Here is an 8,423-nt window from a genome sequence, read left to right as displayed (position 1 = left end):
GGCGGGTAACACATCGCTGCGCGATGTGCAAGTGAAACCGCCTCGCTTCGCTCGGCGGTGACGGGCCGCTTCGCGGCCCGTGAATCCCCGTGCTTCGCACGGGGATTGCATCCGCTTCGCGGATGCCGGCCCTTCGGGCCTGACTAGGCTTCCGCTTCGCTTCAGCCTAGTTTATGGCGCTAACGCGCCTTCAGGGTCAGGTCCGCTTCGCGTCCCTGACGGACCTTCGGCTTCGCCTTCGGTCCTCTGCGGCCCGCTGGCGCGGGCCGAGCTGGCTACAGTGCGGGGGGTGGCGGGTGACTGGGTGTCAGGTTGGTCTCTCTGGCTACATGGAGTACAGGTGCTTCCTTCCCCTAAAAATTTCTGAGAATCCGAATTCTCCTCTCCTCCCTACCGGCGCGGGGGAGCCTCTAGCCATCTTGTGTTTAGCGTGAGAGAACGTCAGCTACCGCTCGCGGCAAGGGGCTCCCCTACCGAGGATTAATGCGTGATGTCGCCGGGGTTTGTGGCGAGGCCGGTGCCGATGAGGCAGCCGGTGATGATGGTGGGTCGGTACTGGATCTGGCGTAGGCCTCGGCGGACTGCGGTGACCAGTTGCGTGTAGTCGGTGAAGGCGATGTTGGCCAGGCTGGTGCGTCGCAGGCTGGACCAGATCCCTTCCACGGGGTTGAGGTCCGGTGCATAGGCCGGCAACTGGAACACCGTCAGCCAGTCCCGGGCCGTGGTCCAGGCGCGCATCGCGCGACTGAGGTGCAGGCCGACGTTGTCCCAGATCAGCACGATAGGTCCGCCGAGCTTGGTGTGGGCGGCGGTGAGCAGGTCTCGTAAGTCCTTCCAAGAGAAACCCTTGCGGCCGTCGGCCCGCCGGTCACCGGTGTGTCGGAAGACCAACCGCGGCCGCTCGCCGGGCTTGTAGCAGCACAGAGCGACCGCTGACAGGTGACGTCTGCTGCCGCCGTTGACCCGGATCACCGGGGTGACGCCTGTGCGCGACCAGGTGCGGGCGGTGTGCGGCGTCATCGAGAACCCGGCCTCGTCGGCGAAGACGGTCCAGGCACCGAGCGCCGCCGCGGTGGTTCCACGGCCGGCCAGGTCTCCTTCACCCACGTCGCGACCGCCTCATCGTCGCGCTGCACCGCCCTGCGAGCCGGCACCTGGGGCGACCAGCCGTTCCGGTGCAGCAACATGCACACCCCGGGCACGGTGTAGCTCTTGTGGAACATCCGCCCGATCAGCGTCCGGATCCGCGCGAGCGTCCAGCGCTCGTCAGACCAGCCGTGCGCCACCGCCCCCAACGCCAGCGCCGCCTCCAGCTTCACGAACAACTCGTCGCTGAGCTTTGGCAGGGACGCCGGCCCCTTCGAGACCAGGCCCGCTTCACCCCGCTCGGCCCACTCGCGCCGCCAGCGCTGCACCGAGCGCACATGAACCCGCAGCACCTTCGCCACCTCGGCGTTGTCGCTACCAGCCGCGAACATCTCGCCTGCGTCCAGACGGATCTGCTCACGAAACGCCCTCCGCTCGGCAGTCAGCCCGCCACCCTGCGCGTACCTCATTACCGTGGTGTACCGCGACGATCACGACCTGTCAGCACCCCACGACATCACGCATTACAAGTCAGTAGAAGGGCCGAGCGTAGGGGTGATCCTTCACCCGGTCGTAGATTCTGCGCAGCCACGGCTGCCGAACGGCGGGGAGCCGCGCCAACGTGTAGAGGAAAACTCCCCAGTCGGGCCGAAACACGCTCCATGGATGCATCGGCAGTGGGTCGTCGCGGATGACACCGGCGGGCAGTCCACCTGCTGCGGGCACGGGCAGCCTTTCCTGGTGGAAGGCCAGGTGTGTCCACACGTCGGCAGGCAGGGGCACAGTCCTCGCACTGCTGGACGGCTGCCACGCTTCCCCTGTCCGCGGATGCTGCGGAACGAGCAGGATGTCGAGAGCAGGCCCCGGAGTAAGCAGGCCTGGGCCGGCCAACGCCGCCGTCTTCGCTGGCGGCTCCTGCGGGAGCAGGGTGTCGAGGGTGCGGCGGAGGGTTTCCGCGGCCAGGCCGTCGGGGACGGTCACGGGTGTGCCGTCCGAGGCTGCCAGGAGGTGGGCCAGCGCTACGCCGGCTGCCGCGGCCCATTGCGGGCTCCAGGCGCCGGAGGGGCCGACCGGCGGGGTGGGATGCACCTCGGTGGCCAGCGCTTGCCAGTCTGCTGCCTGGGGTGCGGGGTCACCGGTGGGGATGCGGCGTACGGCGCGCGGGGCGAACCGCACGGCCTACCAGAGTGAGCAGTCGTCGATGCGGGTCGCCACGGGCTGTCCGCAGTGCTCGCAGGCAAGGTTCGGGCCGTCGCGCCCGTCGAGCCCGCAGCAGTAGCCGTCGCATCGCTCCGGGATCAGGACGGTGCCGCGGGTGTCACCGGGCGCGACGACGATCGTTCCCGGGTCGCCGAAGGGCAGCGAGTCCACCGGGGCGAACACCCCACGGGCTGCCGCTTCGTCTTCGTCGACCTCGTTCCAGCTTCGCCATGGAGGCCCGAACGGCTCCGGGTCGACTGCGTACGTCCCCGCCTCCATGAGCACCGGCAGCAGGTCCCCAGGTCTGGCGGGCATGGGCGGGAAGTGCGACCTGTGACAGCGGGGTGCTCAGCACGGCGTCGCACGTCGCACACGCGAACACCGTCATGCACCTCCCCCGCCCTGGACATGCGGAGTATCCCGGCTCCGCGATCACCAGCCAACAGCTTTTCCACCACCGCGAAACCGACCAAACGAACGGCTCCTCGTCGGCGCGCGAATCAGTCGGACGGTTATGCGAACTGGATGACGGGGGTGGTGTCATCGGTCCAGTCGCCGTCGAACAGGGAGGCGATCAGCGTGGCGTGGTCGGCCGGGAGCTGTCCGGAGCAATGCTTGGTGTGGCCTTGGCGAGCCAAGGGCTGATCTTGACGGTGTCTCCGTCGACGCGGATCTCCTCGCGGGCCGTGGGGGGCCGGCTTTCCCGGGCGATGAACAACTCCAGAAGCTGAACGGTCTGGGCGAAGGTCCGGCGGGCCCTGGAGGGCGCCTTCAGGGGGTTCGTGGCCGGCGTCAAGCCGAGGTCGGCCAGGAGCTGCCGCTGGCCGGATCGAGGTCGAGGAGTACCACCGAAACGTCCTGCATCGATGCCGCGCCATGCCAACCTATAGCGCCACGAAGTGCCAGGACATCAGGTCGGCAGACGCAGGTCACCGCACTATGCCAGCGATCTGATGCTGACTCGGTGATGACGCTCCCCCACTGCATCGGGTCACAACTGACACTCAGATGACGACGCCCAACTGGCACTCCCCCGCAGACCATCACCGCACCGCCGGAAGCACCACGCCGGCGTGCAGACCCAAGGAGAACCGCCGTGATCCCCGCCGGCCGCACCGCAATCTTTGCCAACGGCATCGTCGAGCTCGCCAACCGCAAGACGCTGTCGCCCGCCCTCGCCAGCGAGCTGCCCGACCCGATCAGCCGCCCCGGCGCCCGCACGCGGTACTGGGACAAGGCCCAGATAAGGGCAGACCTCGTCGGCAAGGACGCCCCCGCCCTGCCCGCCGACGAGTCCCCCAGGGATCTCCTGGACCGCGAGGAGGCCCGCGAGGAGCTGGTCAAGCTCGGCATCGACCTCAAGCCGGAGGCCTGGCGCGCGTACATCAACCACGGCTACGCCCCGAAGGCGGACAAGACTATCGAGGGCGTCGCCTACTGGTACCGCAGCACCATCCACGCCTGGCCCGACAGCCGCCCCGGCGAGCGCGCCGGCGCCGGCCGCCCCAAGAGCAGCAAGGAGTCCACCCCCCGCACGCCCGAGACCGACGCCCGCCTCGCCCGCGCGCAACAGCGCCTCGAGCGCGTCCGCGCCATGGTCGAAGCCGCGCCCGGGATCAGCGCCGGCCAGATCGCCAAGGCAGAGAACATCTCCGAGCGGCAAGCGCAGCGCATCCTCGCGCAGCTGAGCAGGTAGCGGGGCCATGGGCGGGTACCCGGCAGGTCGACGACAGCCGCGGCCTGGCGCGGGTGAGCATACCTGCTTCGAGGCCTTGACCCATTGCCGGCGGGCACAAGACGTGGCGTGGGTGCCTGCTCACATCTGGTGGCGCACGTCCGCGCAGCAGGGGTCGTGGCGGCGGTGTCGCTGGGGAAGCCACCTGGGTGCCTTCGGCGAACGCTGGCACTGGCCGGGATTGTTTGTTGTCTGATTTGGAGACCATCCGGATTGTCAGCGCTACGCTCAATTGGGAAGCTTCGGGGGGGACGGGGCATGCGTTCGCGACCGGCAAGAGTGTACGTATTGATCGCTTTCCTGCTCGTTGCGCTATGCGCCACGGGGTGCGCGACAGCACCACAGCCGCAGCCGGATCAAAGACCCAGCATCCCCAGCGCACCCGCGTCGGGCGGAGGAACTGGCGCGGCATCGGCGCTGCCTACTCCTGGCGAGACACAACGGTCCTACGGCGGCGATCAAGTCCCTGCAGCCAGCCCTCCGCCGACGGGGCCTATGCATGACAACAACGGTTTGTCTCTCAATCCGACCTACCCGTCCGGCGACCCCGTGGAGTGTCCTGAGGGCCAGGTGCCGACTTGGCCAGAGCCTACTGACGGCAGCGACCCCGAAGCCGTCCCCGAAGCCGTCTGTGTCACGGCTGGCGAACCGTCCCCAACGGATCTGCCTCCCTCGGAGGTCACTACGACAGATGTGCCCGGGGATTCTGCCGGGTCTCTTGACTCACCGATCTCATGAGTACCCGCCGACAGCGGCGACAACGGCGCCAGGCTTACACGTTCCACGCCACCAGGCGGATTCGGACACGTACGCCGCAGCCCGAGGCTCCTCCCGCGCCATCAGCAACGCAGTTGGTTAACGGCATCATCGCGCAGGCCTCCTTCTTCGCTGCCGTCATGTTCTACCTCGGCGTGATCTACGCCAGCGCCTACTATTCCTACTTCCATGTGAGCATCTTCGCGCTCGGCTTTGGCTTCGGTGAGCTCGTGATTCACAGCCTCGGGCTCATCCGGGCGCCCGTCGTCATCATCTGCGTTCTCGGTGTCCTCCTGGCCCGGGGGTCCGGCCTTCTGCCCACGACGCTGCTGCCCCCCAGATTCGCGGCTGCTGCTGGCCGCGCGTTCGGCGTTGTTGCCAGGGCCCACGTCTGGATCGTCCTCGCTGGCATCGGTCTTGTGGTCGCCTGGCAGGCGATACAGCCGTTCCGCTGGCTCGCACCCGTCACCATTGCTGCGGGATTCCTCATCGGCCAGAGCCCGGCAGCAAACGGCGGGCGACGTCCCCGGGGGCTGCGCGACAGGGCCGTCCCCACCTTCACAGCCGCAGTGTTCCTTCTCTGGGCGGCAACGCTGGTGGCCGGCCAACTGGGAGTGCAGGACGCCCAAAACGACGCCAAGAACCTCTTGAGCAGGACGGCGGTGGCGCTCTACTCCACGGACCGCCTCAGCATCACCGGCCCATCGGTACAGGTAGTGGATCTGGGCAAGGAGTTTCGCTTCCGCTACCGGTACACGGGCCTGCGTCAGCTGGTCGAGCGGGGAGGCAGGTTCTACCTTCTGCCAGTGGGCTGGGATCGGCGCGTGGACGCCATCTACCTCATCCAGCAGAGCGACACCATCAGGGTCGAGTTGATGCCGGGCACCCAGCCCGGCTGAAAGGCGAACTCTCCGCCGTTGATTATCGGCGCGTCACAGTAGCCGACTGGCTGACGGGAAGGGCTCCTGGCGCCGCCGGCTTGTCACACCCGCGGGTGGGGAATCGGAGCGCGCAGGTCGGTCCCATTCCTGAGCACGGACGAGCCCCATCAGGCCGGGCAGCTCCTCATCAGCAGGCGAACTGCCGGGCGGTCAGGCGAACTGGCTGACGGGGGTGGTGTCGTCGGTCCAGTCACCGTCGAACAGGGAAGCGATCAGGGTGGCGTGGTCGGCCGGGAGCTGGCCGGTGCGGTGCTTGGTTCGGGCTTTGGCGAGCCAGGGTCCGATCTTGACGGTGTCGCCGTCGACGAGGATCTCTTCGCGGGCGGTGGGGGGCCGGCCTTCCCGGGCGATGAACAGCTCGAGGAGCTGGACGGTCTGGGCGAACGTCCGGCGGGCCTTGGAGGGCGTCTTGAGGGGGTTGGTGGCCGGCGTCAGGCCGAGGTCGGCCAGGAGCTGCTGTTGGCCGGGGTCGAGGGTGGTGAAGGTGGTGAGCTGGCGGTGGAGCCAGCGGCCGATCTTGACCGTGCCGATGACGGTGTCGATGTGGAGGGCGCGGGGGTTGTGGCCGGCGGCGAGGTGGGCGCGGAGCAGGTGGTATTTGCGGTGCCAGTCGGGGCCGTGGGGCAGGCGCCAGTGGGGGTCGATGGCGGCGAGGTCGGCGGCGCGGGCGGGGTCGAGTCGGCCGTTGGCGGCCAGCGAGCGTTGTTCGGCGAGGAAGGTGCCGCCGGGGGTGGTGACGGGGATGGCGAGGTGGCCGTGCGCTTGGTGGTAGTCGGCTGCGGTGGTGAGCTGGGCGCGCCAGGTGGCGTCGTGTTTGTCCCAGATCATGTCGAGGGCGTTGAGTTCGGCGATCCAGGCGGCGTCGGCGGGGTCGTCAGGGTTGAGTCGGTCGGTGCGGCGGGCGTCGCGCATGCCGGTGATGAAGGCGCCGAGGTGGTAGCCGGTGGGGTCGGTGTAGTCGGTGGGGACGTCGAGGTGGCCGTGGTCGTCGTGGAAGGCCTGGGCGGAGGCGAGGCCTTCGCGGCGGGGGCGGGATTCGGCGGCGCGGGGGTCGAAGGAGACCAGGTCCATGGCGCGGGCGATGCGTTCGGGCTGGACGGTGAAGTCGAAGTGCCAGCGGTGCGCGATCAGCTCGCGGGTCTCTTGGGGGAGGCGGTTGGTCTTGTTCGGGAGGCGTTCGGCGATGCGGTGGTCGTGGCTGGCCAGCGCGGTGGCGATGGCCCAGACCGGCTCGTAGGGGGTGTCGAGGATGTCGGCGGGGTTGGCGGCGGGTGGGATGTAGGCGGGGATGACAAGGCTGGCGACCTTGCCGGCGTCGGCGGGCTGGCGTAGGGCGCGGCCGAGGGCCTGGACGACGCGGATGACGCTGCGGGAGACGTCGGCGAAGACGACCGCGTCGACGCTGGGGATGTCGACGCCCTCGGCGACGACCTTGGCGTTCGTCATGATCGCGCACGGGGCCTGGGCGAAGCGGGCGAAGACCTCGGCGCGCTCGGCCGGGGTGTGGTCGCCGTCGACGTATAGCGTCAGCGGGTCGAGGTCCGGGCACAGCTCGGGGGCGGTGGTGCGGAGCAGGCGCAGGGTGTGGCCGAGCTCGCGGGTGAACCTCTTCGCGTCGGCGACGAGCTGGAAGTACACCAGGACCCGCTTGAGCTGGTGCTCGGCCATGGTCTTGAGCACGGCCAGGTGCAGGGCCGTGGTGCGCAGCGCATCCCCTCCCCCGGAGGCGAGGCCGGGGGCGGTCGCCGTGGTGGGCAGGTTGAGGCGGGTGCGCAGCTCGTCGTCGCTGATGGTCGGCACGATCACCCGGTAGTCCGCCAGGACGCCGTCGGCAACCGCCTGGGCGAGCGGGTACTCGAAGATCTTCTTGCCGTAGACCGGCTCGGAGTCCATCGAATTCGCCGACGCATCCAGATCCGGCTCGACGAGCCGGCGGCGGCGCGGACGGCGTACATCCGCGGACTCCGCCAGATCCGGACCACCGAAGATGCGTGGGGTGGCGGTCATGTAGAGGCGGCGGTCGGCGCGGATGCGGGCGTTGTCGTTGACGGCAGCCCACTTCTTGTCCGCGCGGCCGGCGATGCGGTGCGCCTCGTCCATGACCGCAAGGTCGAACGACGGCACCGAGCGGCCGATGCGCTGCGCCGCCTCGATCTTGTCCAGAGAGTCGTAGGTGCAGAACACCGTCACGGTCTGCAGGACACCGGTGCCGACCGCCGACAGCACCGCCGCGAGGCCGGCGGCATCCCCGGTCGAGCCGACATTCGCCTCGGCCAGGCCCTGATGGGCCCGGGTGTCCATCGAGCACACCGCCACCATCGCCTCGGTCCGACCGTCCCTGCGCCAGGCCAACGCGGTCTGCGCAATCAGATCCAGCGTCGGCACCACCACCAAGGTCAGCCGCGACCCCATGCTGCCAGCCAGGCGGATGCCGACCAGCGTCTTACCCGTCCCGCACGCGGAGACGTACAAGCCCCGCGTGGCCGGGCGGTGCAGATGCCGCACCGCACACTCGAGGCCGGCCTGCTGATCAGGGCGCAGTACCGCCCGCCCTGACGCGGGATTCGTGACGGCGGGGGTGGGAGCGGCAGTACTCATACGAGGCATTCTCCCGGGCCAGTGGGTAGCGGGCCGGGAGTGCCGGAGAAGAGGGCGGATCCGCAACCTGGGGAGGCGTGCCCCGTGCTGTGCAGGCGTTTGGCGCG

Annotated in this window: 5 protein-coding genes and 1 pseudogene; 2 read left to right on the top strand and 4 right to left on the bottom strand. The window is 69.1% G+C overall.

Translation table 11 applies throughout. The annotated features are described in order from the left end of the window. Positions 1 to 480: 480 nt before the first annotated feature. The 3 genes and pseudogenes from ACFV3E_RS43700 to ACFV3E_RS43690 all read right to left on the bottom strand — a co-directional run bounded on the left by ACFV3E_RS43700 (position 481) and on the right by ACFV3E_RS43690 (position 2,924). Positions 481 to 1,556 (bottom strand): IS630 family transposase gene (locus ACFV3E_RS43700; protein WP_500541701.1). Its coding sequence is split into 2 segments (ribosomal slippage): positions 481 to 1,107 and positions 1,110 to 1,556, totalling 1,074 coding nucleotides; the frame shifts between segments, so codons are not numbered across the junction. Between the two features lie 61 nt (positions 1,557 to 1,617). Beyond that, positions 1,618 to 2,674 (bottom strand): annotated as a pseudogene (locus tag ACFV3E_RS43695) (hypothetical protein). Positions 2,675 to 2,798: 124 nt separating this feature from the next. Further along, positions 2,799 to 2,924 carry a hypothetical protein gene (locus ACFV3E_RS43690; protein ID WP_431969255.1) on the bottom strand — a complete coding sequence of 42 codons (126 nt, stop codon included), beginning with the start codon at positions 2,922 to 2,924 and terminating at the stop codon, positions 2,799 to 2,801. A gap of 458 nt (positions 2,925 to 3,382) precedes the next feature. On the opposite strand from ACFV3E_RS43690, the gene ACFV3E_RS43685 reads away from it, so the two are divergent. Both ACFV3E_RS43685 and ACFV3E_RS43680 read left to right on the top strand, forming a co-directional pair. Further along, entirely contained in the window at positions 3,383 to 3,982 is a 600-nt protein-coding gene (locus tag ACFV3E_RS43685) for a hypothetical protein (protein ID WP_500541699.1), read from the top strand. Between the two features lie 935 nt (positions 3,983 to 4,917). Continuing rightward, positions 4,918 to 5,676 carry a hypothetical protein gene (locus tag ACFV3E_RS43680; RefSeq protein WP_500541697.1) on the top strand — a complete coding sequence of 253 codons (759 nt, stop codon included), beginning with the start codon at positions 4,918 to 4,920 and terminating at the stop codon, positions 5,674 to 5,676. A gap of 192 nt (positions 5,677 to 5,868) precedes the next feature. Here the strand turns inward: ACFV3E_RS43680 and ACFV3E_RS43675 are convergent, their stop codons facing one another. Then, the gene (locus tag ACFV3E_RS43675) at positions 5,869 to 8,316 is read right to left on the bottom strand and encodes a helicase associated domain-containing protein (protein WP_500541695.1); all 2,448 of its coding nucleotides are present in this window, start codon (positions 8,314 to 8,316) and stop codon (positions 5,869 to 5,871) included. Positions 8,317 to 8,423: the final 107 nt, after the last annotated feature.

Source organism: Streptomyces sp. NPDC059718, from assembly GCF_042733315.1.
In the GTDB taxonomy this organism is placed as follows: Bacteria; Actinomycetota; Actinomycetes; order Streptomycetales; family Streptomycetaceae; genus Actinacidiphila.
This window is presented reverse-complemented; position numbering and strand designations above follow the sequence as displayed.

Coding starts and splice junctions, on each gene's coding strand:
- ACFV3E_RS43680 (WP_500541697.1), top strand. CDS start 4,918: ATGTTCTACCTCGGCGTGATCTACGCCAGCGCCTACTATTCCTACTTC.
- ACFV3E_RS43675 (WP_500541695.1), bottom strand. CDS start 8,316: ATGAGTACTGCCGCTCCCACCCCCGCCGTCACGAATCCCGCGTCAGGG.